General features: G+C 61.2%; 27 protein-coding genes. 17 read left to right on the forward strand and 10 right to left on the reverse strand.

Annotated features, from left to right (window positions below):
• The first annotated feature begins 133 nt into the window (after positions 1-133).
• Both QA648_RS14445 and QA648_RS14450 read left to right on the forward strand, forming a co-directional pair.
• Positions 134-727 carry a YqaA family protein gene (locus tag QA648_RS14445; protein WP_104824505.1) on the forward strand — a complete coding sequence of 198 codons (594 nt, stop codon included), beginning with the start codon at positions 134-136 and terminating at the stop codon, positions 725-727.
• A 15-nt stretch (positions 728-742) separates the two neighbouring features.
• Positions 743-1,252: a disulfide bond formation protein B gene (locus QA648_RS14450; protein ID WP_283047658.1), complete on the forward strand. Its 510-nt coding sequence runs from the start codon at positions 743-745 to the stop codon at positions 1,250-1,252.
• 103 nt (positions 1,253-1,355) lie between these two features.
• Here the strand turns inward: QA648_RS14450 and QA648_RS14455 are convergent, their stop codons facing one another.
• Both QA648_RS14455 and QA648_RS14460 read right to left on the reverse strand, forming a co-directional pair.
• Complete coding sequence (locus QA648_RS14455; RefSeq protein WP_104824507.1) at positions 1,356-1,913, reverse strand: HNH endonuclease; 558 nt, start codon at positions 1,911-1,913, stop codon at positions 1,356-1,358.
• Positions 1,914-2,024: 111 nt separating this feature from the next.
• Entirely contained in the window at positions 2,025-2,669 is a 645-nt protein-coding gene (locus QA648_RS14460) for a DNA-3-methyladenine glycosylase (protein ID WP_283047660.1), read from the reverse strand.
• Positions 2,670-2,712: 43 nt separating this feature from the next.
• Between QA648_RS14460 and gluQRS the strand changes: the two genes are divergently transcribed.
• Entirely contained in the window at positions 2,713-3,594 is an 882-nt protein-coding gene (gluQRS, locus tag QA648_RS14465; RefSeq protein WP_283047662.1) for a tRNA glutamyl-Q(34) synthetase GluQRS, read from the forward strand.
• Here gluQRS and QA648_RS14470 read toward each other — a convergent pair.
• Positions 3,559-4,491 carry a YihY/virulence factor BrkB family protein gene (locus tag QA648_RS14470; protein ID WP_283047664.1) on the reverse strand — a complete coding sequence of 311 codons (933 nt, stop codon included), beginning with the start codon at positions 4,489-4,491 and terminating at the stop codon, positions 3,559-3,561. The genes gluQRS and QA648_RS14470 overlap by 36 nt on opposite strands.
• Positions 4,492-4,589: 98 nt before the next feature.
• Here QA648_RS14470 and QA648_RS14475 point away from each other — a divergent pair, with 98 nt between their 5' ends.
• Genes QA648_RS14475 through QA648_RS14485 form a run of 3 tightly spaced genes read left to right on the forward strand, consistent with a single transcriptional unit; the run spans position 4,590 to position 6,238 of the window.
• Entirely contained in the window at positions 4,590-5,423 is an 834-nt protein-coding gene (locus tag QA648_RS14475) for an SDR family oxidoreductase (protein WP_283047666.1), read from the forward strand.
• A 19-nt stretch (positions 5,424-5,442) separates the two neighbouring features.
• Positions 5,443-5,646 carry a twin transmembrane helix small protein gene (locus tag QA648_RS14480; RefSeq protein ID WP_283047667.1) on the forward strand — a complete coding sequence of 68 codons (204 nt, stop codon included), beginning with the start codon at positions 5,443-5,445 and terminating at the stop codon, positions 5,644-5,646.
• Positions 5,647-5,659: 13 nt separating this feature from the next.
• The gene (locus tag QA648_RS14485) at positions 5,660-6,238 is read left to right on the forward strand and encodes a cob(I)yrinic acid a,c-diamide adenosyltransferase (protein WP_283047668.1); all 579 of its coding nucleotides are present in this window, start codon (positions 5,660-5,662) and stop codon (positions 6,236-6,238) included.
• 65 nt (positions 6,239-6,303) lie between these two features.
• Here QA648_RS14485 and QA648_RS14490 read toward each other — a convergent pair whose 3' ends face one another.
• The gene (locus tag QA648_RS14490) at positions 6,304-6,438 is read right to left on the reverse strand and encodes a hypothetical protein (protein WP_260303174.1); all 135 of its coding nucleotides are present in this window, start codon (positions 6,436-6,438) and stop codon (positions 6,304-6,306) included.
• Between QA648_RS14490 and QA648_RS14495 the strand changes: the two genes are divergently transcribed.
• The 3 genes from QA648_RS14495 (at position 6,437) to QA648_RS14505 (ending at position 9,182) form a co-directional block, all read left to right on the forward strand.
• Positions 6,437-7,186 carry an electron transfer flavoprotein subunit beta/FixA family protein gene (locus QA648_RS14495; RefSeq protein ID WP_283047671.1) on the forward strand — a complete coding sequence of 250 codons (750 nt, stop codon included), beginning with the start codon at positions 6,437-6,439 and terminating at the stop codon, positions 7,184-7,186. The genes QA648_RS14490 and QA648_RS14495 overlap by 2 nt on opposite strands.
• A gap of 27 nt (positions 7,187-7,213) precedes the next feature.
• Entirely contained in the window at positions 7,214-8,155 is a 942-nt protein-coding gene (locus QA648_RS14500) for an electron transfer flavoprotein subunit alpha/FixB family protein (protein WP_283047672.1), read from the forward strand.
• A gap of 148 nt (positions 8,156-8,303) precedes the next feature.
• Positions 8,304-9,182: a 3-hydroxybutyryl-CoA dehydrogenase gene (locus tag QA648_RS14505; RefSeq protein WP_104824516.1), complete on the forward strand. Its 879-nt coding sequence runs from the start codon at positions 8,304-8,306 to the stop codon at positions 9,180-9,182.
• 174 nt (positions 9,183-9,356) lie between these two features.
• Here QA648_RS14505 and QA648_RS14510 read toward each other — a convergent pair whose 3' ends face one another.
• Positions 9,357-11,210, reverse strand: coding sequence for a tetratricopeptide repeat protein (locus tag QA648_RS14510; protein ID WP_283047674.1), 1,854 nt, complete (start codon positions 11,208-11,210; stop codon positions 9,357-9,359).
• Between the two features lie 120 nt (positions 11,211-11,330).
• Positions 11,331-11,996, reverse strand: a complete 666-nt coding sequence (locus QA648_RS14515; RefSeq protein ID WP_104824518.1) for a TlpA disulfide reductase family protein — start codon at positions 11,994-11,996, stop codon at positions 11,331-11,333.
• Positions 11,997-12,019: 23 nt separating this feature from the next.
• On the opposite strand from QA648_RS14515, the gene argH reads away from it, so the two are divergent.
• The 4 genes from argH (at position 12,020) to QA648_RS14535 (ending at position 18,028) form a co-directional block, all read left to right on the forward strand.
• Positions 12,020-13,420, forward strand: coding sequence for an argininosuccinate lyase (gene argH / locus QA648_RS14520; protein WP_283047677.1), 1,401 nt, complete (start codon positions 12,020-12,022; stop codon positions 13,418-13,420).
• A gap of 100 nt (positions 13,421-13,520) precedes the next feature.
• Positions 13,521-13,715 (forward strand): lipoprotein, encoded by a 195-nt coding sequence (locus tag QA648_RS14525; protein WP_028754825.1) that lies wholly within the window; start codon positions 13,521-13,523, stop codon positions 13,713-13,715.
• 13 nt (positions 13,716-13,728) lie between these two features.
• On the forward strand, positions 13,729-15,000 hold the full coding sequence (gene lysA / locus QA648_RS14530) for a diaminopimelate decarboxylase (RefSeq protein WP_283047680.1): 1,272 nt from the start codon (positions 13,729-13,731) through the stop codon (positions 14,998-15,000).
• A 250-nt stretch (positions 15,001-15,250) separates the two neighbouring features.
• Positions 15,251-18,028 carry a TIGR02302 family protein gene (locus QA648_RS14535; protein WP_283047681.1) on the forward strand — a complete coding sequence of 926 codons (2,778 nt, stop codon included), beginning with the start codon at positions 15,251-15,253 and terminating at the stop codon, positions 18,026-18,028.
• 59 nt (positions 18,029-18,087) lie between these two features.
• Here QA648_RS14535 and QA648_RS14540 read toward each other — a convergent pair whose 3' ends face one another.
• From QA648_RS14540 to QA648_RS14550, 3 genes are all read right to left on the reverse strand, one after another.
• Complete coding sequence (locus QA648_RS14540) at positions 18,088-18,447, reverse strand: response regulator (RefSeq protein WP_104824522.1); 360 nt, start codon at positions 18,445-18,447, stop codon at positions 18,088-18,090.
• A 186-nt stretch (positions 18,448-18,633) separates the two neighbouring features.
• Positions 18,634-19,176 (reverse strand): hypoxanthine phosphoribosyltransferase, encoded by a 543-nt coding sequence (gene hpt, locus QA648_RS14545; protein WP_104824523.1) that lies wholly within the window; start codon positions 19,174-19,176, stop codon positions 18,634-18,636.
• A gap of 87 nt (positions 19,177-19,263) precedes the next feature.
• The gene (locus QA648_RS14550) at positions 19,264-19,929 is read right to left on the reverse strand and encodes a hypothetical protein (protein ID WP_283047683.1); all 666 of its coding nucleotides are present in this window, start codon (positions 19,927-19,929) and stop codon (positions 19,264-19,266) included.
• Positions 19,930-20,139: 210 nt separating this feature from the next.
• Here QA648_RS14550 and ftsE point away from each other — a divergent pair, with 210 nt between their 5' ends.
• The 4 genes from ftsE to QA648_RS14570 all read left to right on the forward strand — a co-directional run bounded on the left by ftsE (position 20,140) and on the right by QA648_RS14570 (position 23,530).
• Positions 20,140-20,799 carry a cell division ATP-binding protein FtsE gene (gene ftsE / locus QA648_RS14555; RefSeq protein ID WP_199773495.1) on the forward strand — a complete coding sequence of 220 codons (660 nt, stop codon included), beginning with the start codon at positions 20,140-20,142 and terminating at the stop codon, positions 20,797-20,799.
• A 91-nt stretch (positions 20,800-20,890) separates the two neighbouring features.
• Entirely contained in the window at positions 20,891-21,838 is a 948-nt protein-coding gene (locus tag QA648_RS14560) for an ABC transporter permease (protein WP_104824526.1), read from the forward strand.
• Positions 21,839-21,907: 69 nt separating this feature from the next.
• Positions 21,908-22,630: a YdcF family protein gene (locus tag QA648_RS14565; protein WP_104824527.1), complete on the forward strand. Its 723-nt coding sequence runs from the start codon at positions 21,908-21,910 to the stop codon at positions 22,628-22,630.
• Between the two features lie 99 nt (positions 22,631-22,729).
• Entirely contained in the window at positions 22,730-23,530 is an 801-nt protein-coding gene (locus QA648_RS14570; protein WP_283047685.1) for a 1-acyl-sn-glycerol-3-phosphate acyltransferase, read from the forward strand.
• Here QA648_RS14570 and QA648_RS14575 read toward each other — a convergent pair.
• A complete protein-coding gene (locus QA648_RS14575) occupies positions 23,527-24,060 on the reverse strand; it encodes a gamma-glutamylcyclotransferase (RefSeq protein ID WP_283047687.1) in 534 nt (177 codons plus the stop codon). The genes QA648_RS14570 and QA648_RS14575 overlap by 4 nt on opposite strands.
• Positions 24,061-24,110: the final 50 nt, after the last annotated feature.

The raw sequence follows: 24,110 nt of genomic DNA on the forward strand, positions 1-24,110 counted from the left end.
CAATAAATTCGGCACCCTTCGAAATCCAACCATCACGAAAATTTTTGATTTTGTTCCACTTCCGTCATCCCCCGACCATTTACAGCCATAATCCTCCCCCCTAAAGGTGTGCAACGCAGCAAAAGGGGGCAGAATGCTTCGTAGACTTTACGACTGGACCATGTCGCTCGCCCGTCGCAAATCGGCGGAAGTTTGGTTGGCCATTATCGCCTTCGTTGAAAGCTCGATCTTCCTCGTGCCCGCCGACGTCCTGTTCCTGCCGATGTCGCTTGCCAAGCCCGAACGCGCCTGGCGCTATGCGCTGACGGCGACGGTTGCCTCCGTGCTCGGCGGCATTGCGGGCTGGGCGTTCGGTTATTACGCCTTCGAGACCATCGCCAAGCCGATCCTGATCTTCTACGGCAAGCTCGACGCCTTCAACCAGATGAGCGCCGGCGTCACCTACGGATGGGTCGTTCTGCTGCTCGTCACCTCGGGGCTGGCGCATCTGCCGCCGATCAAGGTGGTGACCATCCTTTCCGGCGTCGCCCATATCGATCTCGGCCTGTTCATCATCTCGGCCATCGTCGCCCGTGGCGCCCGCTTCTTCTTCCTGGCCTTTCTGCTCCGCCGCTATGGCGAATCGATCCGGCATTTCATCGAGAAGCGTCTCGGCCAGATCACCATGGCGGCGGCCGCCGTCCTCATTCTTCTCTACATTCTCTTCCATTATGTCCTGGCGCACTGAGCACGGAGCCCTTGCATGTCTAAGACTTTGACTTCTCGCGCCGGCCTCACCTATTCCGCGCTGCTTGCCATCGGCATGATCATCGTCATCGGCTCGGCGCTCGGCTTCCAATATATCGGCGGCTATATTCCCTGCGCGCTCTGCCTTGAGCAGCGCCAGCCCTATTATTATGGCATTCCCGTCGCGATCGCTGCCGCTCTGACGGCAGCCCTCGGCCTGCCCTCCTGGATCACCCGCGCGCTGCTGGCCATTGCCGGCATCATGATGGTGGTCGGCGGTGGCATCGGCGTCTATCACGCCGGCGTCGAATGGCACTTCTGGGCCGGCCCGACGACCTGCTCCACATCCGCCAGCAGCATGACGCAGAACGCCGGCGACCTGCTGAACGAACTCAGCACCATCAAAGGTCCGTCCTGCACCGAAGCCGCACTCCGCGTCCTCGGCTTGTCGATGGCCGGCTGGAATGTAATCGCCAGCGTCATTCTGGCGGCGATCGCGTTTGCGGGCGTGAAGAAGGCTGGTTGATTGAACTGAGATCTGTCAGGCGAGCGAACGGCTGCCGCAGCTACGTGCCGTGCATATAAGCGCGGCAAAGCGGAACTCGCCCGAGCTTCCCAGGCAATCAATTTTACGGCTGCAGTTCCGTATCCCAGTAGAGATAGTCGAGCCAGCTATCGTGCAGATAGTTCGGCGGGAACAGGCGGCCGTTATTGTGCAGGTCCTGCACGGTCGGCTGATAAGGCTTCTGCGCCGGGAACATGCCCGCCTGCTTCGGCAGCTTGCTGCCCTTGCGCAGGTTGCAGGGCGAGCACGCGGCCACCACGTTTTCCCAGGTCGTTTCGCCGCCATGGGCGCGCGGGATGACGTGGTCGAAGGTCAGATCGTCATGAGCGCCGCAATATTGGCATTCGAACCGGTCGCGCAGGAAGACGTTGAACCGGGTGAAAGCAGGGTTGCGGGAGGGCTGGACGTAGGTCTTGAGGCAGACGACGCTTGGCAGCCGCATCGAGAAGCTGGGCGACGATACCGACTGATCGTATTCAGCGATGATGTTTACACGGTCAAGGAAAACCGCCTTGATCGCGTCCTGCCAGGACCAGAGCGACAAGGGGTAATAACTCAGCGGCCGATAGTCAGCGTTCAGCACGAGCGCTGGCAAGGACTGCGGTGAGACTGCAATCGTCAAGGAACCCTCCTGATCGATTCGGCATCTGTATCTGTATATTAGGCCGGTTGTTACAGGATTGTGAAGTCCAATAAATTCAGTGCATAGCGGCCAATCTATGAGGGCAGTCGATCAATCGATGGGCAGCGCCTCACGGCGGGTTTTGACGGCGTAATAGGCCCAGAAGAGCCGGGCCGCGACCGAGCGCCAGGGCATCCACACCGCCGCTTCCCGGGCCAAGGCCTTGGGCAGGGGCCTGACATCATGCCCAAACGCCATGCCGACAGCCGCCTGCAAGGCAACGTCGCCGACCGGAAACACATCTGCGTGACCACAGCAGAACATCAGATAGACCTCCGCCGTCCAGGGGCCGATTCCCTTGATGGCGGTAAGCTCGGAAAGCGCCTTTTCCGGGCTTTCGGCACTCAGCGAATGAAGATCGAGGCTGCCGCCGGCAACTGCTTCGGCAACGCGGTGAAGCGTCTCGTGCTTGATTCGCGAGAGGCCGAAGGTTCGCCATGCCTCCAGCGCCAGCCCGACATAGCCCTCGGCGGTCACCCGACCCATCCCAGCGATCATCTTCCCCCAGATCGCATCGGCGCTCGCCCGCGACACGACCTGCGACACGATGATATGGGCAAGCCCCTCGAAGCCCGGTTCCCGCAGGCGCAGCGGCACGGGTCCGGCCTCGGAGACAATCTGCCGCAGGCGCGGATCGAGCTCGACCAGCGCCGCCAGCCCCTGCCTGATATCGTCTTCAGCGCGGATGATGTGCATGGCTTCTCGTAGTCCGGGATTAAAATTCGTGGCAGAAGAAAGCATGATCGCGATTCCCCGTCAAAAGCCGATATTCCGTTTCGCGCCGAGCCCGAATGGCCCGCTGCATCTCGGCCATGCTCTGTCGGCAATCCTAAATCACGACATGGCGAGAGAGGCCGGCGGCCGTTTCCTGCTGCGCATCGAAGACATAGATCAGGCCCGCTGCACACCCGAATTCGAAGCAGGCATATTTGCCGATCTCGCCTGGCTCGGCCTCACCTGGGAAGAACCGGTGCGCCGGCAATCCCTGCATTTTCCGGCCTACCAGACCGCCCTGCAGTCGCTCATCGCCCGCGGCCTCGTCTATCCCGCCTTTCAGACGCGCGGCGAGGTGAAGGCACGGGTTGCAGCCGGTGAAGCTCGGGGAGACCCATGGCCACGCGATCCGGACGGCACGCCGCTCTATCCCCCCGACGACCGCCTGCGCAGCGACACAGAGAGAAAGCGCCTGCTCGACGCGGGCCTCAAGCACGCCTGGCGGCTCGACATGGAAAAAGCCATCGCCACCGTCGGGGCGCCGCTTCATTGGCATGAAAACGGCGATGGCGAGACGGGCGAAATCCCCGCCGATCCCCGCGCCTGGGGCGACGTCGTGCTGTCGCGCTCCGATGCGCCGTCGAGCTATCACTTGTCCGTGGTCGTCGACGATGCCGCGCAGGGCGTCACCCATGTCGTGCGCGGTCTCGACCTTTTTCACGCCACCTCGGTCCACCGCCTGCTGCAGGCTCTGCTCGATCTGCCGCAGCCGCTCTACCATCACCATCGGCTGGTTCTCGGCGAAGACGGCAAGAAGCTCTCCAAGAGCCAGGGCGATACCGGCATTGCCGAATGGCGCAGGCAGGGCTGGTCACCGGCGGAGCTTCGTCGCCGCATCGGCCTCTGATTGTTTGTCTGCCTCTTGTCTAATCGCTTCGGGGGCACCCGCTCCCTTGCCGAAGAGCATGCGCCGCACCTTGAACTTCATCAGCGCCGCATTGAACTCCGCGCCGAGGATGAAGATCACCGCGAGCATGTAGAGGAAGACGAGCACGATCATCACCGAGGCCAGACCGGCATAGGTGGCCGTGTAGTTGGCGAAAGTCGCAAGGTAATAGGCGAAGATTAGCGCGCCGAGCGACCAGAAGAGCAAGGTCAGGAACACGCCGGGGATGACATCGAACAGCCGCCGCCGCCCCGCCGCCAGCCACAGATGCAGGATCAGCAGTCCGGCGAGCAGCAGCAGGACAGTGCCGTAGATGCGCCAACTGAAGACCACATCCAGGATATCGGCAAGCCGCGGCACCCACTCGCGCGTATAGTTCAGCACCAGCGGCACGGCGACCAGCATGATGCTGAGCATGGCAAAGATCAAAACCGCCATCAGCACATAACCGAGGCTTGCGAGACGGTTGAAATACCAGGGCCGGTTTTCCGGCACGCGATAGGCCCGGTTGAGCGAGATGCGCAATGCCTCGACGCCATTGGAAGCGAAATAGGCGGCCGCCAGCACGGAGATTGTCAGCAGCCCGCCGCGCGGAATGGTCAGAACCTGCACCACCTGATCCGCCACCGGCTTGGCGATCGCCTCCGGCCAGGTATCGAAAATCAGATGCACCGCCGTCGAGGAAAACTGGCTCGCGCCGAGGAAGCTCGCAAGCGCCGTGCCGAAGATCAAAAAGGGAAAAACGGCCAGCAGCGTCGAAAGCGCCACATGGCTTGCCATCGCAAAACCGTCATCCTCGACGAAATGGAACACCGCGTCGTAGACGACCCTATAGAGCGTACGAACGAATGTCGGCATTCCATCTCCGCTTGAGCCCGGTTCTCGTCCGCCGGTTGTCGATTGTGTCGGGTCCTTGAATATGGGAAACGTCTCCGCGTTTGTACAGGAATCATTCCATGGCAGATCAACGCATCATCATCGTTACGGGTTGCTCTTCCGGCATCGGGGCTTTCTGCGCCCGGGCGCTGAAGGCCGATGGCTGGCGGGTTTTCGCGACCGTGCGCAAGGAGGCGGACCGCGCCTCCCTCGAGGCCGAGGGGATCGAAACGCTGCTGATGGATTATACCCAGCCGGAAACGATCTCGGCTCTGGTCGCAACCGTGCGCGAACGGACCGGCGACCGCATCGACGCTTTGTTCAACAACGGCGCCTATGGCCAGCCGGGCGCGGTCGAGGACCTTTCCACAGATGTGCTTCGCGAACAATTCGAGACGAATTTCTTCGGCTGGCACGAGCTGACGCGGCAGGTAATCCCGCTGATGCGCAGGCGGGGCCAGGGCCGCATCGTCAATGTCTCCTCCATTCTCGGCCTGATCCCCTATCGTTTCCGCGGCGCCTACACGGCCTCGAAATTCGCGCTGGAGGGCTTGACGATCACGCTCAGGATGGAGCTGCAGGGCAGTGGCATCCATGTCAGCCTGATCGAGCCCGGGCCGATCGCCACGCGCTTTACCGCCAATGCGCTCGCCAAGATCAAGGAGCATATCGATCTCGAACATTCGGTTCATGCGGTCGAATACCAACGGCAATTGGCGCGGCTGAATGGCACAGGCCCGGTCAACCGGCACAAATTGGGACCCGAAGCGGTCTATGACGTGTTAAAATCTGCGTTGAACGCCAAAAATCCCCGCCCGCATTATCTTGTGACCACCCCTGCAAAACAGGGCGTTCTTCTGAAAAGGCTGTTGCCGGCTAACCTTTTCTATCGTCTGATGCGCCGGTTGGATTGAAAGACGAAGGCCCGAAGCAATGTCTACCGTTACCTATATCGCCGCCATTATCGTCATGGGCCTGGTCGCAATCGTCCTCATTCGCGGCCTGCTCAACATGATGAAGGGCGACAATCCGAATCTCTCCAACCGGTTGATGCAGCTTCGCGTGCTGCTGCAGGCGATCGCGGTCATCCTGATCATGCTGACGCTGTGGCTGACCGGCGGCGGCCGTCCGACCTGACGGCGGGATCACAATGGTCAAGCTCAACAAGATCTACACCAAGACCGGCGATGACGGCACGACCGGCCTCGTTGCCGGTCCCCGCCGGCTGAAGCATGATTTGCGCGTCGAGGCCTACGGCACGATCGACGAAACCAACTCCATCATCGGCGTTGCCAGGCTGCACACCGCCGATATGCCTGAACTCGACGCCATGCTGATGCGCATCCAGAACGATCTGTTCGACCTCGGCGCCGATCTCTCGACGCCGGAAACGGACGAACCGCTCTCCTACGAGCCGCTGCGTATCATTGACGGCCAGGTCCAGCGCATCGAACAGGATATAGATGCGCTCAACGCCGGTCTCCAACCGCTGAGTTCCTTCATTCTGCCTGCCGGCAGCCCCGCTTCCGCGCATCTCCACCTTGCCCGCACGGTCGCGCGGCGCGCCGAGCGGCTGATGGTGGCGCTTTCACGCAGCGAAGGCGAGCGCGTCAGTCCCGCGGCTTTGAAATACATCAACCGCCTCTCGGATTTCCTGTTCGTCGCTGCCCGCCATGCAAATGATCAGGGGCGCGCCGATGTGCTGTGGGTTCCGGGGAAGAATCGATAGTGACTCAAATTATTTGAGCAGCATTTTAAGGATATTGACGTTGACGTAAGCGTCATTTATGTCCCTCAGGCAATTTGCCATTCTGCGGCATGGAAGCGTTGAAATTGGGGGAAAAACGCGTATCCATGTCGCCATTCGACAAACGGAGCGGCGCTGAACAGGCCATGTTCTTGAGCGCAGTGTTGAAGGAAGGTTTCCATGAAGATTCTCGTCCCGGTGAAGCGGGTGGTTGATTACAACGTGAAGATCCGTGTGAAGGCGGATGGCACGGGTGTCGAGCTTGCGAATGTGAAGATGTCGATGAACCCGTTCGACGAGATCTCGGTCGAGGAAGCGCTGCGGCTGAAGGAAGCCGGCAAGGCCGAGGAGGTGGTGGTGGTGTCGATCGGTCCGGCCAAGGCCGAGGAGACGCTGAGGACGGCGCTCGCCATGGGGGCGGATCGTGCCATCCTGGTCGAGACCGACGATCAAGTCGAGCCGCTGGCGGTGGCGAAGATCCTGAAGGGTATCGCCGCGGCCGAACAGCCCGGTCTGATCATCGTCGGCAAACAGGCGATCGATGATGACAGCAATCAGACCGGCCAGATGCTGGCGGCGCTGCTCGGTTCGGCGCAGGCAACCTTCGCCTCGAAGATCGAGATCGGTGAGGGAAGCGCCAAGGTCACCCGCGAAGTGGATGGCGGCCTGCAGACGATCGAGGTCAAGCTGCCGGCGGTGGTCACGACGGACCTGCGCCTCAACGAGCCGCGTTATGCCTCGCTGCCGAACATCATGAAGGCGAAGAAGAAGCCGCTCGACAAGAAGGCACCTGCCGACTTCGGCGTCTCCACCGAGCCGCGCCTGAAGGTGCTGAAGACCGAGGAGCCGTCGGGCCGCAAGGCGGGCGTCAAGGTCAAGTCGGTGGCCGAGCTGGTCGAAAAACTCAAGACCGAAGCCGGCGTGCTTTAATCCAGTCCGAACGAGGAGTTAGACACCATGGCCATTCTTCTTCTGGCTGATCATGACAGCAACCACCTTTCCGACCAGACCGCCAAGGCGCTGACGGCGGCGACACAGATTGCCCAGGGAACGGGAAGCGACATGCACATCCTCGTCGCCGGCGCTGGCGCCAACACTGCGGCCGAGCAGGCAGCGAAACTCTCCGGCGTCTCCAAGGTGCTGGTTGCCGACGATGCGAGCCTTGCCAACAATCTCGCCGAGCCGCTTGCCGATCTCATCGTGTCGCTCGCCGCTTCCTATGACACCATCCTGACGGCGGCCACCTCGGTCGGCAAGAATGTCATGCCGCGGGTTGCCGCTTTGCTGGATGTCGCCCAGGTCTCGGAGATCATCGAAGTCGTCTCCGCCGATACCTTCAAGCGGCCGATCTATGCCGGCAATGCCATCCAGACGGTGCAGTCGACCGATGCCAAGAAGGTCATCACCGTACGCACCGCCTCCTTCGCCTCTGCCGCAGACGGTGGTTCGGCCAGCATCGAAGCGATCCCGGCGGTCGCCAATCCCGGCCTGTCCAGCTTCGTCGCCGATGCATTGTCGACCTCGGACCGTCCGGAACTCACCTCGGCGAAGATCATCATCTCCGGTGGCCGCGCCCTCGGTTCGGCGGAGAAGTTCAAGGAAGTCATCCTTCCCGTCGCCGACAAGCTCGGGGCGGCCGTCGGCGCATCCCGCGCTGCCGTCGATGCCGGCTATGCGCCGAACGACTGGCAGGTCGGCCAGACCGGCAAGGTGGTGGCACCACAGCTCTATATCGCCTGCGGCATCTCCGGTGCCATCCAGCATCTCGCCGGCATGAAGGATAGTAAGGTCATCGTCGCCATCAACAAGGACGAAGAGGCCCCGATCTTCCAGATTGCCGACTATGGCCTCGTCGCCGATCTCTTCGAGGCCCTGCCGGAACTCGAAAAGGCGCTGTGATCGCGCCGATAGGTCTTTTCGCAGTTGCGAAAGACTGGAAAATTGTCCTTTATAGAGCTATCAATCTTGCCGGGCTAGGAATAGTCCGGCAAATTTATGATGAAGAGCATGGCGCGCCACCAAGAACGCGCCGCCGGGGAGTTGGGCAATGAGTTCGCTGAAGACGATCGGTATTATCGGCGCGGGCCAAATGGGCTGCGGTATCGCCCATGTATCCGCCATGGCCGGCTACAAGGTTCACATCTACGATCTGTCGCAGGATCGCATCGAGAGCGGCCTTGCCACCATCAATGGCAACCTCGCCCGCCACGTCGCCTCCGGCAAGATGAGTGACGAGGACCGCAAGGCGGCGCTGTCGCGCATCACCGGTTCCTCCGATCTCAACGACCTCGCCCAGGTCGATCTCGCCATCGAGGCAGCAACCGAGGACGAGACCGTGAAGCGCAAGATTTACGCGCAGGTCTGTCCGATCCTGAAGCCCGAAGCGATCCTCGCCACCAACACATCATCGCTCTCGATCACCCGGCTCGCTTCGGCGACCGATCGGCCGGAGCGCTTCATGGGCATTCACTTCATGAATCCCGTGCCGGTGATGAAGTTGGTCGAGCTGGTGCGCGGCATAGCCACCGAGGAATCGACCTTCTCCGCCGCAAAGGAATTCGTCACCTCGCTGGAAAAGACGATCACCGTGGCCGAAGACTTTCCGGCCTTCATCGTCAACCGCATCCTGCTGCCGATGATCAACGAGGCGATCTATACGCTTTACGAGGGCGTCGGTACCGTCGATGCCATCGACACCGCCATGCGGCTCGGCGCCAACCATCCGATGGGACCGCTGCAGCTCGCCGATTTCATCGGCCTCGACACCTGCCTGTCGATCATGCAGGTGCTGCATGACGGCCTGGCGGATTCGAAATACCGCCCCTGCCCGCTGCTGGTGAAATATGTCGAAGCCGGCTGGCTCGGCCGCAAATCCGGCCGCGGCTTCTATGATTATCGCGGCGAGACGCCCGTTCCGACACGCTGATCTTTTCGGCAACCTGGGGGCCGACCCTAATCCTTCGAGGCTTTGGCTTTGGCCTGTGCACGTCAGGACGAGGTCGGAGTAGGCTATGTCGGGTGAAGATGATCAGTCCTCATGGTGAGGAGGCCCGCAGGGCCGTCTCGAACCACGAGGGCGGGTGGTGAGCCGGTAACTGACTCAGAGCTTATTCGATAGCGCGCCGGCTGCGGAAACCGATGCGCGGTACTCGCGCGCTCGCCGCTCCAGAAGCAGCTCAAACGATTGTTTGATTCTCTTCACATGCGGCGTCTTATACTCAAAGCGCTCATTGTGAAGGTGAATCAGCATCGACGCGTTGACCTCGAAAATTACTACCCTGCCCTCTGAATCGAGTGAACAGTCGATACCAAAATAATCGAGGCCGACCTGGCGGCGGATGGCATCGAGGGCGGCCATGCCCTCTGGCCCGAAGACGCTGCCGGGGTCGTTGAGAAAGGCCTCTTCCTCCTTGCGCATCCATTCGACGTCGGCCATGCGTGTCGAGACATGATGCACCTTCCAGCCATCGCCGATGGCCAGGTGATAAGGAAGTATCTCATCTCCGACGAAGACGAAGCGGTACTTGCGGAAAAGCCCGTCGGGTGAACTGTAGTTGACGAAATCCGTCAGATAGAGGGTCTGCTCTCCGGCCTCCTCGGCAAAGCCCAGCAGGGCGTCGGCATCCTCCACCAGTTCCATCATATCGCCGCCATGTTTGCCCGTATGGCGCACGATTATTGGAAAGGCGCCGGTATCGCCGTCGCGCACCCGGCGCCGCAGGTCTTTTGCCTCGATACGAATCGTCGCCGGCATGACCGCGTTCGCAACGCCGCTCAGACGCCGTGAGATGGATTCGCGATCCGTCGCCAGCATCAGCCGCGGGTGATTGACGACCGGCCGTAGCAGGGAATCGGCGACGTCGATGGCGGATGCCATCACATCAAGCCCAAAGTCGGTTTCCGAAACGAGATTGACGACGACATCTACTTTATCGCTGCGGACCCGCGGGTCATTGCGATAACCACGCAAGACGAAGATCACTTCCGTGTCGAAGCAACTGTCTCTGATCAGATCCTCATAAGGCGTATTGCCAGATTCGGGTGAGAAGAGCAGGAGCACGCGAAACTTTGCAGGCTTCTTCGCCGCCGGATAGTTGCGGACCACGCCCATCTCGGCGACCGCCAGAAAACAAATATGCGCAGCCGCCGGATTTCCGAGCTTGAGCTCAAACTTTCCGCAGAGCATCAGCGCTTCGCGATCGGTCGGATCGACACGCAGCGCCCGTTGAGCCGTGGCCAGGCCCTCACGCCAGCGTCCGGTCGCCTCCAGCGCCTGCGCCTTGTTGCAAAGGCAGCGAAAGTCCTCGGGGAAACGCGCCAATCCTTTGTCATAGGCTGCTATTGCCCGATCGAAATCGCCGGATTTCTGAAGAAGATCTCCAAGCCGTGCCCATGATGTCGGGTCCTCTGGCGACTGATGGCAGTTGCGCAAAGCTTCTTGTATGGCGTCCGGCACATTGCGCAGCGACTCGAGAACCTGGCTGCGCTTGGAAAGAGCCAAACCGTAGTCGCCCTTGAGGGAGATTGCCCGCTCGAGACTTGAAAGCGCTTCGATCGATCGGCCCAGCTCCTGAAGCACGACTCCCTGATGATACCAGGAGACCGCATCGCCCGGCTGCGCGGCAACCACTCGCTCGTAACACGACAGCGCCCGTGCAAAATCGCCGGCGTCCTGACATGCTATGCCAAGGCCGGACATCGCATGCACATAATCGGGTTTGAGGCTGAGCGCTGTTTCGAACCACAAGATGGCATCCTGAGGCCTATCGACTTTCAGCAGCAAAAAACCCAGCGTGTTGCACGCGATCGGTTCACGGCTGACAAGCTCGCCAGCCGAGAGGAACACATTGATTGCATCCTCATAACGACCGGCATCCATCAAGGTCGCAGCCTGGACTAGGATGGAGGGCAGCGCTGATGCATCGGACAGGGCGTAGGCTGGAGATTGGGTCATCGGGATCGATTTTCAAACAGAGAATCGGCTGGGCGATTATTCCAGCCTCTCATCTCAGCCTTGCCCGAGGATGACCCCGTATTCGCTCAGTTCCAAATCTCGGGTTTCACGCAAACGGCCTCACAACGCGACCGCAGCCTTCACCAAATTCTTCGCGTCGTCACTGTCCCAGGCCGCCGGGCCATTCATGGCCGAGATGAGACAGCCCTTGCCGTCGATCAGCAGGGTTACCGGCAGGCCGAAGGCGAGACCTTGCTTTTTCAACGCATTGAAGACGCCCATGGTGTTGTCGCGATAGTAGCCGAGCTTGTCTATGCCGTAATCGTTGCGGAACGCCTTCGGCTTTTCGTCGTCACCCGTGTCGATATTGACGGCCACGACCTCGAACTTGTCGCTGCCCACGCTCTTCTCCAGCGCGTTCAATGCCGGCATCTCCTCGCGGCAGGGCACGCACCACGTCGCCCAGACATTAAGCAGCAGGGTCTTGCCGGAGAAATTGCCCACCGAGAGCGACTGACCGTCCGGACCCTTGAAGGCTACGTCCTGCAGCGAGATCGGCGTCTGCGGTGCGGCCATGGCGGCGACCTGACCCTTGGCAAAGGGTGTCAGAGCCGCGGCGCGATCCTTCGCCGTTTCGCATTGTCCGGATGAGGCCATTTCAAGGACGCCATTGCCATACCCCATCTCCTTCACGTATACCGCTGCCGCACCGGCGACGACCCCGGCGACGGCGGCAAGCAGAACGAGTTTCACGGACGGCAGACCGAACGGCTTCTTTGCTGTCATTACATTCTCCAGGTAGGCATCTCATGGCTGACGGCAAGGACACCAAATCCTCCAACCAGATGTGGGGCGGACGTTTCGCCTCCGGCCCCGCGGCAATCATGGAGGAGATAAATGCATCGATCGGTTTCGACAAGAAGCTGTTTGCACAGGATATCCGCGGCTCCATCGCCCATGCCGGCATGCTCGCCCATCAGGGCATCATTTCAACCGAGGATAAAGACAAGATCGTTCACGGGCTGAACACGATTTTGTCAGAGATCGAAGCCGGCAATTTCGAATTTTCCCGCCGCCTCGAAGACATTCACATGAATGTCGAAGCGCGGCTCGCGACCCTGATCGGACCGGCTGCCGGACGCCTGCACACCGCCCGCTCGCGCAACGACCAGGTGGCGCTCGATTTCCGCCTCTGGGTGAAAGAAGAGCTGCAGAAATGCGAGCAGGCGCTGACCGACCTGATATCAGCCTTCCTCGACCGCGCCGAAGAGCACGCTGAAACCGTCATGCCCGGCTTCACCCATCTGCAGACGGCGCAGCCGGTCACCTTCGGCCATCATTGCATGGCCTATGTCGAAATGTTCGGCCGCGACCGTTCGCGCGTGCGCCACGCTATCGAGCACATGGACGAGTCGCCGATCGGGGCCGCGGCGCTTGCCGGCACGGGCTTTCCGATTGATCGTCACATGACGGCCAAGGCGCTCGGTTTCCGCGAGCCGACCCGCAATTCGATCGACACTGTCTCCGACCGCGATTTCGCCATCGAGTTCCTGTCGATCGCCGCCATCGCCGGCATGCACTTGTCGCGGCTCGCCGAGGAAATCGTCATCTGGTCGACGCCGCAGTTCGGCTTCGTGCGCCTCTCGGACGCCTTCTCGACCGGCTCATCCATCATGCCGCAGAAGAAGAACCCGGATGCCGCCGAGCTGGTGCGCGCCAAGACCGGCCGCATCAACGGCTCGCTGGTCGCGCTGCTGACGATCATGAAGGGTCTGCCGCTCGCCTATTCCAAGGACATGCAGGAAGACAAGGAACAGGTCTTCGACGCCGCCGAAAGCCTGGAGCTGGCCGTCGCCGCCATGACCGGCATGGTGCGCGATATGACGATCAATACCGCTCGCATGAAGGCCGCCGCCGGCTCCGGCTATTCGACCGCGACCGATCTTGCCGACTGGCTGGTGCGCGAAGCAGGCCTGCCCTTCCGCGACGCGCATCATGTCACCGGTCGTGCCGTCGCACTTGCAGAAAGCAAGTCCTGCGATCTCGCCGAACTGTCGCTCGAAGAGCTGCAGGCGATCCACCCTGACATCACGGCCAAGATCTTCGACGTTCTGACCGTCGAGGCCTCGGTCGCCAGCCGCAAGAGCTACGGTGGCACGGCGCCGTCGGAAGTGCGCAAGCAGATCGCCTATTGGCGCGCCCGCAACTGAGAAAATCGCCGAAACCACAATCAAACAATCAGGGTGCACAAGCCCCGGAAACTTCGCTATGAAGGACTGCTTTCCGCGTTTGCCGCCCAAGAGGATTTCGATGCAGATCAACATGCCGCATATCATCCGCCTGACCGTCGTGCTTTCGGTCATCGGCCTTGCCGTCGTCGGATGTGGCCGCAAAGGCGATCTCGATCCGCCGAGTGCAGCGGCGACCAAGGGCGGCGACGTCAACAAGCCGACGAAACAGCCGGGCACCGAGGACAAGAAGTTCCTCCTCGACCCCCTCCTCTAAACAGGCATCGACCGTGAACCATTTTCAGTATCGCGACGGCATTCTCTACGCCGAGGACGTTCCCGTTCCCGAGATCGCCAAGGCTGTCGGCACGCCTTTCTACGTCTATTCGACGGCGACGCTCGAGCGTCACTACCGCGTCTTCTCCGAAGCATTCGGCGATGTCGACGCGATGGTCTGCTACGCTATGAAGGCCAATTCCAACCAGGCGGTGCTGAAGACGCTCGGCCGGCTCGGCGCCGGCGTCGACGTCGTCTCCGTCGGCGAATTGCATCGCGCCTTGGCGGCCGGTATTCCGGCAAGCCGCATCATGTTCTCCGGCGTCGGCAAGACCGCTGAGGAGATGGACGTGGCGCTTGAAGCCGGCATCTACTGCTTCAACGTCGAATCCGAGCCGGAACTGGAAGTGCTGAACCAGCGCGCCGTCCGCGCCGGCAAGGTCGCCCCCGTCTCCTTCCGCATCAATCCGGACGTCGATGCTCGCACGCATGCGAAGATTTCGACCGGCAAGAAGGAAAACAAGTTCGGCATCTCCTGGGAACGTGCCCGCGCCGTCTATGGCCGTGCCGCCAGCCTGCCGGGCATCAAGGTCACCGGCATCGACATGCATATCGGCAGCCAGATCACCGAGCTGCAGCCTTTCGAAGACGCCTTCAAGCTGCTGCGTGATCTCGTCGAGACGCTGCGTGGCGATGGCCATGATATTCATCATGTCGATATCGGCGGCGGCCTCGGCATTCCTTACCGCGACGACAACAACCCGCCGCCGGTGCCGGAAGCCTATGCCCACATCGTCAAGAACCAATTGAGCGGTCTGAACTGCAAGATCGTCACTGAGCCCGGCCGCCTGATCGTCGGCAATGCCGGCATCCTGGTGACCGAAGTCATCTATGTGAAGGACGGCGGCAACAAGACCTTCGTTATCGTCGATGGCGCGATGAATGACCTGATCCGCCCGACGCTCTACGAGGCCTATCACGAAATCCGCGCCGTCGAGATCACCGCCGCCAACGCCCCGCGCATCAAGGCCGATGTTGTCGGCCCTGTCTGCGAGACCGGCGACTACCTGGCTCTCGATCGTGAAATGGCGATGCCGAAGCCCGGCGATCTGCTCGCCATCAGCTCCGGCGGCGCTTACGGCGCGGTCCAGGCCGGCACCTATAACAGCCGGCTTCTGGTGCCGGAAGTGCTGGTCAAGGGCGGCGATTTCCACGTCGTTCGCCCACGCAAGACCTATGAAGAGCTGATTGGCCTCGATTCGATCCCGCCCTGGCTCGACGCATAATTCGAAAATCCGAAGCGATTTTCGGATGGAATTCATGCGCCGCGCCCAACCAAGCAGCTTGATCACGTTTCGGCGAAATCCGATGAAAAAGCGGCCTTTACCGCCGCTTGCCCTCGTCTTCGCCACAAAGAATGTTATCTTCCTGTGAAAGGCGTCTCGCCGGACGCCGTAACTGCGGGCGTATGCGACGCCCCGCCATCTCCATGGGAGAGATAGCCATCAACGTCAGAGCGGGGAGAAAACCGGACCGATGACCAGCCCCAGCAACCTCAAGAAGGGCGCTCTCGCCACCCGTCCGGCGCTGGCGCGGCTGGTTGCGGTCAAGCGTCTCTTTGCTCGGGTGGTACTGATCTCGGAACAGATCCTGCCCCTGCTGCTGGTGCCGCTTTCGATCCTGGCTCTTTTCCTCTCGGCTGCCTGGTTCGGCATTTTCCGCATCGCGCCGGATGCTCTGCGCCTCGTCCTGCTTGCCGTTTTCGCGCTCGCCTTTGCCGTCTCCGTTTTCCCCTTCCGCCGCCTGCGCTGGCCGACGGTCGCCGAAGCCGATCGGATGCTGGAGGAGCGCAACGGCCTTGCCCACCAGCCTGTCACCGTACAGGAGGACGAGCCGGCTTTTGATACACCCTTTGCCCGGGCGTTGTGGCGGGAGCATCAGGAGCGCATGGCAGCGCGGATTGCGGCTCTGGACGCCGGCCTGCCGCGTCCTGACATCGCCCGTTACGACCGCTTCGCGCTCCGCACCATTCCGGCCCTGCTGCTGGTCACTGCTTTCAGCTTCTCCATGTCCAACAGCGGCGGCGCGCTCAGCGATGCCTTCACTGCTCCGGCCGAGACGTCGATCAATCCGGACCTGCGCGTCGATGCCTGGGTAACGCCGCCCTACTATACCGGGGAAGCCCCCGTCTACCTGACGGGCAGTGCTGCTAACACGGGCGACAGCGTCAACGTACCGCAATTCTCCGAACTTACCGTGCGCGTCACCGGCGCTTCGACGGATGAGAAGGTCTTGTTTCAGGCTGCCGGCAGCGGCAGCGGCAGCGACACCGGCGCCGAAATCCCCGAGCAGGCGGCGGATGCGAGCAAGCAGCCGCCGGCGAACGGCAATGCCGCCACGCCTCCGGCCGTACAACCGGTGTCCAACAACGCCGCCGCTCCGGCTGGCGCCGACGCCATGGTCGCCCGCACCCATGTGCTGAAGCTCGAAAAAGGCGGCAAGCTCACCGTCAACGGCAAATCCTGGTCCTTCAAAGTGGTCACCGACAAGCCGCCGGAAATCGCCTTCGACGGTATTCCGCACGGCAACCCCAACGGCGCGCTCGAAATGGGCTTCAAAGTCAAGGACGACTACGGCATCGAGGAGGCCCATGCCGAAATCGTGCCTGTGGAGACCGATCCCAAAGCCACGCCGCTTTACGGCCTGCCGGAATACAAGCTGGAGATTTCGCGCCGGGATCGCCGTAACGGCAAAGGGCTGGCGAGCCACGACCTGACGCAGGACCCGCTTGCCGGCAGGCAGGTGCGCATTACCCTCGTCGCCCGCGACGGCGCGGGCCAGACCGGCCGCAGCGCACCCTATGAAATGACCCTGCCCTCGCGCAATTTCACCGAGCCGCTCGCTGCCGCCGTTGCCGAGGAACGCCAGGTTTTCGCGCTGGACACCCGCAAAATGCCGGAGGCGATTGAACTCAATCGGTCGCTGACGATCCGGCCGAATGAGACGATCCCGGATCTCGGCAACTACCTGCTGCTCGAATCGGCGCTGACCCGTATGAAACTCGCTCGGGGCGATATCGCGCTGAAGGATACTGCCGACTATCTGTGGCAGATCGCGCTCGGCATGGAAGACGCACAGTTGACCGATGCGGAAAAGGCGCTGCGCGACGCGCAGCAGAAGCTCTCCGAGGCCCTGCAGCGCAATGCGTCCGATGCCGAGATCAAGAAGCTGATGGACGAACTGCGCAAGGCAATGAACGACTATATGAAGGAGCTCGCCGAGCGCATGAAGAACATGCCGGCGCAGCCAAACCAGAAGTCGGCCAATATCCTGCGCCAGCAGGACCTGCAGCGGATGATGGATCAGATCGAAAATCTGGCCCGTTCCGGCAACCGCCAGGCGGCGCAGCAGATGCTGTCCGAACTGCAGCAGATGATGAACAGCCTCCAGGCCGGACGGCCGCAACGCGGTCAGAACCAGCAGCAGAACGAAGCCAACGACAAGATGCGCCAGCAGATGGACAAGCTCGGCCGCATCCTGCGCGACCAGCAGAAGCTGATGGAGCAGACCTTCAAGCTCGACCAGGCCATGCGCGACCGCATGCAGCGCGGCGATCCCAACGAAGATGGTGACGATGCGCTGAACCAGCCCATGCCGGATCTGACCGATCCGACACAGCCGGATATGGGGCAGCGGGATCAGGGGCAGCAGGATCGGCAGCAGGGCCAGGAACAGCAAGGCCAGCAGAAGGGTCAGAAGCAGCAGGGCGACAATCAGACTGATAATATGACTGCCGATCAACTGCGTGATGCGCTGAAGCAATTGCGCAAGCAGCAGGATGAACTCGGCAAGCAGCTCGGCGAACTGCAAAAGGACCTCGGCTCCATGGGCATGAAGCCGAACCAGAATTACGGCAAGGCTCAACAGGAAATGAAGGGCGCCTCCGGCGACCTCTCCCAGGGCAATGGCGAAGCCGCCGTACAGGGCCAGGGCCGCGCGCTGGACGCCCTACGCAAGGGCACGCGCGATATGATGAACCAGCTTATGGCGCAGATGCAGCAACAGCAGGGTCAGGGCCAAGGTCAGCAGCAGGGACAAGTTGGCCAAGGTAATCAGAACGGCCGCGATCCTCTCGGCCGTCAACGCAACGATGGCAACTTCTTTGATGATGCAAACGAAAACAAGATACCGAACATCATCGATCCGCAACGCGCCCGCGAAATCCTCGATGCGATCCGCGAGCGGTTGAGCAACAACCCGTCATTTTCGGAAGAACGGCGCTATCTGGAGCGCCTGCTCGATCTTGGCCAGTAAGAGAAGAGCTGACGCCACCTTCGCCGCCACGGGCGAAGGTCATTGTCTGACATAACTGCTTAAGCCGCCAGCGCGCGGGCAACGGCCTTGCGGATATCCGGCAAAGCGAAAGGCTTGGCGACGACGTCGACGATCTTTTCCATGAGGTCGTCGGCGCGTTCGCGCTGCTCGGCATAGCCGGTCATTAAGAGGATTTTCATGCCAGGGCAGGTCGAGGCAGCCTGATGCGCCAGTTCGATACCGTCCATCACCGGCATGCGAATATCGGAGAGTAGCAGGTCGTAAGCCCCCTGCTTCAGCTTTTCCAGACCTTCGGCGCCATCGGCCGCCTCTTCGGTCTCGTGTCCGTCCAAGCGCAGGGCGCGCGCGACAAAGGTGCGAAGAGAATCTTCGTCTTCGGTGATCAGAATTTTTGCCATGGTCTATGCTCCGTGGTCCGTCATGTTCCGCGACCGAAATCACCAGAATTCCGTTTGCGATCGGTAAACGACGGCGGTGCGATGCGGCTCCGTGGTTAATGAGTCGTCATCGCTGGAGCATATTGGGACAGCTCAGATGAGCGCCGGATTGTCCCAAAACGGCAGCCATACTTGGCTCCCGATACGTCAGGCGTCCCCGGTTACCACGCCAACAAAGGGCAACTCGCGGAAGGCATAGGCAACGTCCATGCCGTAGCCGACGACGAAATAATCGGGGCATTCGAAGCCGACATAATCGGCCTCCAGCTCTTCCTGGCGCTTCACGCTCTTGTCGAGCAGCACGGCAAGCGTGACGTGGCGGGCGCCGCGCTCGTAGAGCAATTCCTTTGCGAATCGCAGCGTGCGGCCGGATTCCAGAATGTCGTCGATCAGCAGCACATCGCGATCCCTGACATCGCTGTCGATGTCCTTGACGATGCGCACGCCCTGGGAGACCGTGCCTGCGCCGTAACTCGAGAGCGTGATGAACTCGACTTCTGGCGCCAGTCCAGTCTCATGCAGCGCACGCAGCAGATCGGCGGCAAAGATGAACGAGCCCTTGAGAATGGCGATGACGAGGAGATCCTTCGTCGGTCCGCTGGCGATTTCCTTCGCCATGGCGCGATTGCGCTCGGCGATCTGCTCGGCGGTGAAAAGCGGCTCGATATTCTTCCCGCGTACGACAGGCATTGATTGGCATGCTCCATGGCTATTTTCGGCGCTTGTCCGCCGATCAAGCTCTAGCCCGTAGCACAAACCTGAGGGCCGACACACCCCCTAAGGCATGAAGGAGAGGCGAACATCCGGCATTTTTCCACCGGGATGCTGCAATCGCGTGGAAAATCCGCGGCTCTCATGCGGCCCGATACGGTTTACCGGCGGGTTCACCACCACGCTTGTCAGCAATTGACCGCCGGAGAAGATATCGGCGCGGACAGGCGGCACCGAGAGCGTGGCGCCGGTCTCGTTCTCGATGATACCGTTGACGGTGAGCACCCGCATGCCGTTCTCGTCGCGCGGCGTCAGCGTCACATGGGAAAACTGTAGCGGCTCCGAGGTGGCCTGTGCCGGCGTACCCGACAATCCCGAGAAGCCGCCGGCAAGCCCGAAGACCAGGATGGCCAGAGCAACGATGAGCGCCACGAAGCTGCGCCGCGAGGCTTGCTGCAGCCAGCCTTCGGCAAGGCGCAGGCCCGTGAGCGCATGCAGGAAAGTTCCCTTGGGAGCCGGCCGCGGCGATTGGCTGGGGCGGAAAGCCCCGTCGCGAGCGTTGCTGCCCGAGGCGGTTCTGATGCGGCTGGGAATGACCGTCACGAACTCGGCGTCGACGACATCCGGCTTCGGCCCAAAGCGGCGCGATAGTCCCGAACCCAATGCGCGTTCGGGCGGCAGCAGGTCATAGATCAATCCCGCCTGTTGTTGGCGGTGGCGAAAAGTGCCCATGACGATCTCCCTTTCCGGTGATCCACATGGTTTCAACGCCCACCTGAATTCTGGGCATTGAAACGAATCCTGCCCAGTCGTAAATTTTAATAGTTAATGCTTCGCAAAGATCGCCATGAATCGGGCGCCTTTCCAGCAAAATTTACCGGCTGTTAACGCCCTTGGTTAACAAGTCGCCTGATTGAACACTGCGGAAGAGTGGACTGCCCGTTGATTCATTTTGAGAACGTCGGTTTGCGCTATGGTATGGGTCCGGAAATCCTCCGTGACCTGACCTTCGACATTCCGCGAAAATCGTTCCAGTTCCTGACGGGACCTTCCGGCGCCGGCAAGACGACGTTGCTTCGGCTTCTCTTCATGTCGCTGCAGCCGACCCGCGGACTGATCCGCATGTTCGACCGCGAGATTTCCTCGATCCCGCGCAACGAGCTGCCGTTGCTGCGCCGCCGCGTCGGCATCGTCTTTCAGGACTTCCGGCTGCTGGAGCATCTCACGACATACGAAAACGTCGCCCTGCCGCTGCGCGTGCGCGGCAAGGAGGAAAGTTCCTATCGCACCGACGTGCTGGAACTGTTGAAATGGGTCGGCCTCGGCGAACGCATCAATGTGTTGCCGCCGGTGCTGTCGGGCGGCGAGAAGCAGCGCGCCGCCATTGCCCGCGCCCTGATCGACCGCCCCGAGATCCTGCTCGCCGACGAACCGACCGGCAATGTCGATCCACCCATGGCACGGCGGCTGCTGAACCTGTTCCTCGAACTCAATCGCCTCGGCACGGCGGTCGTCATTGCCACGCACGACCTCACCCTCATGGATCAGATCGAAGCCCGGCGCATGATTTTATCGGGAGGGCATCTCGATATCTATGACTGAGCCCGCTCCCCGCAGGAAAGCCTCGAATGCCGGGGCTGCCAACAACCAGGAAAGACCCGTCGCATCTCCGCCGGAGAAGAGGCGGCCGGAAATGCGCGTGCGCCCGACCGGACCGATCGTGCCGTCCTCCAACATCCAGGGCAATGCGCTGATCGTCGTTATCGCCATCATGGCCTTCCTCGCCTGCCTGACGCTCGGCGCCGTCAGCATGGTGCGCTCGACGGCGGCAAGCTGGGAGAGCCAGATTTCCCGCGAGATCACCATCCAGATCAAGCCGGACGACAATCTCGATATGGACAAGGCGCTGGCCAGCGCCCGCGACATCGCGCTCGGTTTCGTCGGCACCAAGTCCGGCCAGATCGTCGACGAGGCGGCGACCGCTCGCCTGCTCGAACCCTGGCTCGGCGCCGGCCTCGACCTCAAGGAGCTGCCCGTCCCGCGCCTGGTGATCATCACGATCGACGAAACGCATCCCCCCGATTTCGAGGCGATGCGCAACCTCCTCAAGGATCAGATTCCGCAGGCGACGCTGGATGATCACCGCACCTGGGTCGATCGGCTCGTCTCCATGGCGCACACTACCGTTTTGATCGGCACCGGCGTCCTGCTCCTGGTTTTCACCGCCATGGTGCTGACCGTGGTGTTTGCCACGCGCGGCGCGCTCTCGAGCAATCGCCACATCGTCGAGGTGCTCCATTTCGTCGGCGCCGAGAGCACCTTTGTTGCCACCGAATTCCAGAAGCATTTCCTGAAGATCAGCCTGAAGGGTTCGGCTGCCGGCAGCGCGCTCGCCGCCCTGTTTTTCGCCAGCGCCGGCTTTCTGCAAAGCCGCACGATCGCGACGCCGCAGACCGACCAGGCAACCGCCCTGTTCGGCACATTCTCGGTCGGCGCGCTCGGCTATCTCGGCATCCTCGCCACCATGATCATCATTGCCCTGCTCACCACGGTCACGGCGCGCTTCACCGTCATGCGCACCATTTACGAGATCGATTTGATCCGCTCCGACCCCGGAAGAACCGAAACTGTGCAAAATTGACGCTAGGGCGATGATTTTTTTCGATCTAATGGTCTGTTCCTTGCCGCAATTGGCGCATAATAGCGAATCATGAGCATGGACCTGACGACTCGCAAGACCGTGAGTTCGCAGACGTTGCGAGAGCAATCCCGCAGCGACCGGCCTGTGCGGCGCAGCCTCTTCCGAAGGTTTTTGCGCTGGGGCGGCTTCGGCTTCATCATCCTTGTCGCCGTTGTCTTCGGCGGCTTCCTGCATTTCGCCGATTCGATCACCACGCTGAAGCCGCCGCCGGAACCGAAGGCGGATGCCATTGTCGTGCTGACTGGCGGCTATCAGCGCATAGGCCAGGCCGTGGAACTGCTGCGCACCGGCGCCGGCAACAGGTTGTTGATTTCCGGCGTCCATCCGACCACGACGCCGTCGCAAATCCGCAGGCTGACCCAAAGCCCCGTCAGTCTCTTCAATTGCTGCGTCGATGTCGGTTATGACGCCCTCGACACCATCGGCAATGCCCGCGAGGCCGCGAAATGGATCCACGCCAGAGGCTACAAGAGCATACTGGTGGTGACGAACAACTATCACATGCCGCGCAGCCTGGCCGAGCTGAAATATGTCGATCCGGCCACGGATTTCATTCCCTATCCGGTGGTCAATTCCGATCTCAAGACCAAGAACTGGTTCACCGACCCCAATGCGCTGCGCACCATGCTCTCCGAATATGCCAAGGTTCTTCTCGCCGGCGCCCGCAATCTCACGGGTCTCGGACGCCCGCTCGGCCTGCGCTCGCGGGAGACGGACGATGATCCGGACTAAGATACTTGGCGACACATGGACCGACTTTTTATTGACAGCGTAATCGTGTAGGCAAAGCTTCAGATGCTGGCGAAAGCCGGCGTGTTGGGAAAGCCTTTGATGATCACCTTGCGTTCGATCCTGTTCAATACGACCTTCTATGCCAACCTGATCATTCGCATGATCGTGCTTTCACCGATCTATTTCCTGATGCCGCGCAAGGCCGGCTACGCGATCCCCAAGGCCTGGGCGAAATCCAGCGTCTGGCTGATGGAGAAGATCGTCGGCACCACCTTCGAGATCGAGGGCTTGGAGAATATTCCCGCCGGCAGCTACATCTTCGCCCCGAAGCATCAATCCTTCTGGGATACCTTCGCACTGCTGCCCTATCTCGATGATCCGGTCTACATTCTGAAGCGCGAGCTGATGTGGATTCCGCTGTTCGGCTGGTATGCGAAGAAACAGCGCATGATCCCGGTCGACCGCAGCGCCCGCGGCAAGGTGATGTTCGACGTGCTGAAGCGCACGCGGGAAGAGCTTTCTACCGGCCGCCAGTTGATCATCTATCCCGAGGGCACTCGCCGTCCGCCGGGGGCCGAGCCGGTCTATAAATACGGCATCGCCCGCATGTATCGTGATCTCGACATTCCCGTCGTCGCCGTGGCCATGCATCCCGGCCTGTTCTGGCCGCGCCGCACCTTCCGCAAGTATCCCGGCCATTTCAAGGTGCGCATCCTGCCGCCGATCCCGCCGGGCCTGGATCCGGACGCCTTCTTCGCGCGATTGCTTGAGGAGACGGAAGAGGCTAGCGACGAATTGCTGGTCGAAACCATCGCCAACAATCCGCATCTGCCGGTCCCGCCGACGGCCGCGCGGCGCCTGGCCGAGATCGCAAAAGCGAAGATGGCGACCGCGGTTTAGGACGCCTCCCGCATCCGCTCGATCTCGCCCGCCACCTGCTCCAGCCATTGATCGCGAATGCCCATCTCGCGCAGATGCGTCAACGTATTGAAGACATAGGCATCGTTCGGTCCGGACTGTCCGACGGCGGAATCGACGATATGGGCCGCCTCTACGGCATCGAGCGTGCCGGCATATTGCTGATGATTGCGGTCGACAATATAGGCGACGGCAGCTACCCTTCGGCCATCCGCGAGACGAATGGGCAGCGTCCTTTCCAGATAGACGTTGGTGACCAACTCCCGCTCGCGCAGATAGCTCAGCACCTCGTCCCGCTCGGCGGCTGCTATGCTGAATGCCATGCCGCGGCAGGAGCCGCCGTGATCGAGGCCGAGCACCAGGCCGGGATTTGCCTCCGTGCCGCGATGGACCCAGGAATGGACGCAAAGGGAGCGGCGGTAGCCGAAAATCAAGGCCTCTGCTTTTTCAACATAGCTAAACCCCGGATTCCACATGAGTGATCCGTAGCCAAATACCCAAAATTCGTCCATATCCAACGCCAAATCATTGTGAACACATAGGTTCAACCATTGGAGAACAA

Source organism: Rhizobium sp. CB3171, from assembly GCF_029714265.1.
Taxonomy (GTDB): Bacteria; Pseudomonadota; Alphaproteobacteria; order Rhizobiales; family Rhizobiaceae; genus Rhizobium.

What these genes read in the sequence shown, in the direction of transcription:
- QA648_RS14445 (WP_104824505.1), top strand. Translation starts at nt 134, where the DNA reads ATGCTTCGTAGACTTTACGACTGGACCATGTCGCTCGCCCGTCGCAAA.
- QA648_RS14450 (WP_283047658.1), top strand. Translation starts at nt 743, where the DNA reads ATGTCTAAGACTTTGACTTCTCGCGCCGGCCTCACCTATTCCGCGCTG.
- QA648_RS14460 (WP_283047660.1), bottom strand. Translation starts at nt 2,669, where the DNA reads ATGCACATCATCCGCGCTGAAGACGATATCAGGCAGGGGCTGGCGGCG.
- gluQRS (WP_283047662.1), top strand. Translation starts at nt 2,713, where the DNA reads ATGATCGCGATTCCCCGTCAAAAGCCGATATTCCGTTTCGCGCCGAGC.
- QA648_RS14470 (WP_283047664.1), bottom strand. Translation starts at nt 4,491, where the DNA reads ATGCCGACATTCGTTCGTACGCTCTATAGGGTCGTCTACGACGCGGTG.
- QA648_RS14475 (WP_283047666.1), top strand. Translation starts at nt 4,590, where the DNA reads ATGGCAGATCAACGCATCATCATCGTTACGGGTTGCTCTTCCGGCATC.
- QA648_RS14480 (WP_283047667.1), top strand. Translation starts at nt 5,443, where the DNA reads ATGTCTACCGTTACCTATATCGCCGCCATTATCGTCATGGGCCTGGTC.
- QA648_RS14485 (WP_283047668.1), top strand. Translation starts at nt 5,660, where the DNA reads ATGGTCAAGCTCAACAAGATCTACACCAAGACCGGCGATGACGGCACG.
- QA648_RS14495 (WP_283047671.1), top strand. Translation starts at nt 6,437, where the DNA reads ATGAAGATTCTCGTCCCGGTGAAGCGGGTGGTTGATTACAACGTGAAG.
- QA648_RS14490 (WP_260303174.1), bottom strand. Translation starts at nt 6,438, where the DNA reads ATGGAAACCTTCCTTCAACACTGCGCTCAAGAACATGGCCTGTTCAGC.
- QA648_RS14500 (WP_283047672.1), top strand. Translation starts at nt 7,214, where the DNA reads ATGGCCATTCTTCTTCTGGCTGATCATGACAGCAACCACCTTTCCGAC.
- QA648_RS14505 (WP_104824516.1), top strand. Translation starts at nt 8,304, where the DNA reads ATGAGTTCGCTGAAGACGATCGGTATTATCGGCGCGGGCCAAATGGGC.
- QA648_RS14510 (WP_283047674.1), bottom strand. Translation starts at nt 11,210, where the DNA reads ATGACCCAATCTCCAGCCTACGCCCTGTCCGATGCATCAGCGCTGCCC.
- QA648_RS14515 (WP_104824518.1), bottom strand. Translation starts at nt 11,996, where the DNA reads ATGACAGCAAAGAAGCCGTTCGGTCTGCCGTCCGTGAAACTCGTTCTG.
- argH (WP_283047677.1), top strand. Translation starts at nt 12,020, where the DNA reads ATGGCTGACGGCAAGGACACCAAATCCTCCAACCAGATGTGGGGCGGA.
- QA648_RS14525 (WP_028754825.1), top strand. Translation starts at nt 13,521, where the DNA reads ATGCAGATCAACATGCCGCATATCATCCGCCTGACCGTCGTGCTTTCG.
- QA648_RS14535 (WP_283047681.1), top strand. Translation starts at nt 15,251, where the DNA reads ATGACCAGCCCCAGCAACCTCAAGAAGGGCGCTCTCGCCACCCGTCCG.
- QA648_RS14540 (WP_104824522.1), bottom strand. Translation starts at nt 18,447, where the DNA reads ATGGCAAAAATTCTGATCACCGAAGACGAAGATTCTCTTCGCACCTTT.
- hpt (WP_104824523.1), bottom strand. Translation starts at nt 19,176, where the DNA reads ATGCCTGTCGTACGCGGGAAGAATATCGAGCCGCTTTTCACCGCCGAG.
- QA648_RS14550 (WP_283047683.1), bottom strand. Translation starts at nt 19,929, where the DNA reads ATGGGCACTTTTCGCCACCGCCAACAACAGGCGGGATTGATCTATGAC.
- QA648_RS14560 (WP_104824526.1), top strand. Translation starts at nt 20,891, where the DNA reads ATGCGCGTGCGCCCGACCGGACCGATCGTGCCGTCCTCCAACATCCAG.
- QA648_RS14565 (WP_104824527.1), top strand. Translation starts at nt 21,908, where the DNA reads ATGAGCATGGACCTGACGACTCGCAAGACCGTGAGTTCGCAGACGTTG.
- QA648_RS14570 (WP_283047685.1), top strand. Translation starts at nt 22,730, where the DNA reads ATGATCACCTTGCGTTCGATCCTGTTCAATACGACCTTCTATGCCAAC.
- QA648_RS14575 (WP_283047687.1), bottom strand. Translation starts at nt 24,060, where the DNA reads ATGGACGAATTTTGGGTATTTGGCTACGGATCACTCATGTGGAATCCG.